General features: G+C 42.1%; 1 protein-coding gene. It reads right to left on the minus strand.

The genetic code is table 11. The annotated features are described in order from the left end of the window. Positions 1-653 precede the first annotated feature (653 nt). Positions 654-743, minus strand: a 90-nt coding sequence (locus tag ACXAH1_RS24650) for an EF-Tu C-terminal domain-related protein (protein WP_475200245.1), incomplete at its 5' end; no start/stop codon positions are given.

Here is a 743-nt window from a genome sequence, read left to right on the forward strand (position 1 = left end):
TTGCGTCATCTAGCGAACTAGAATCTGCTGTTAGAACTCAACCTGTACGAGTGCCCACACAGATGATTGCTTCATATTTTTAAAGAACAGTGCGACTTAATGTCGCTGCGTTGTTAGCGCTGAGGGTTGTGAATTCTAATCACTTCCCGTCTTAAGTCAACACTTAATTTTGATTTTTCTTTCGAAGCATTCAAAGCTAAGTTTTATTTGACTTCCAACTCGTTGACTCGTTGCTTTTCAGCGTTGTGCCCCGTGTCGGTGGATGCGCATTATAGGGAAATCGAAACCCAGCGCAACCTCTTTTTTGAAGAAAAGTGAGAAAAACGGTGCGTTCGGACAAAATACAAACAAAAAGGTGTTTTTTGATATGTTTTCGAACAGATATTCCCCTTTCAAAAAGGTGAAATGAGCCAATTTAACTGAACCCGTTACTTCTCTCATCTTTCAGGCATGAATAAAGGCCGCACCTTTTACAAGGAAACGACCTTTCTCACAGTGTTACTGCAATCTGTAGATTATTCTACGATTGTAGCTACAAGCACCAACATTGCCCTGTAGAGAGAGCCACCTTCACATGATGACTTTCACTCAGGCATTAAAAAAGGCCACCGAAGTGACCTTTTTTATAATGCTTATTGCATCACTACTGTTGATTACTCAACGATAGTTGCAACAACACCAGCACCAACTGTACGGCCACCTTCACGGATCGCGAAACGTAGACCTTCGTCCATCGCGATTGG

This window comes from Pseudoalteromonas sp. AWH4_217, from assembly GCF_056161105.1.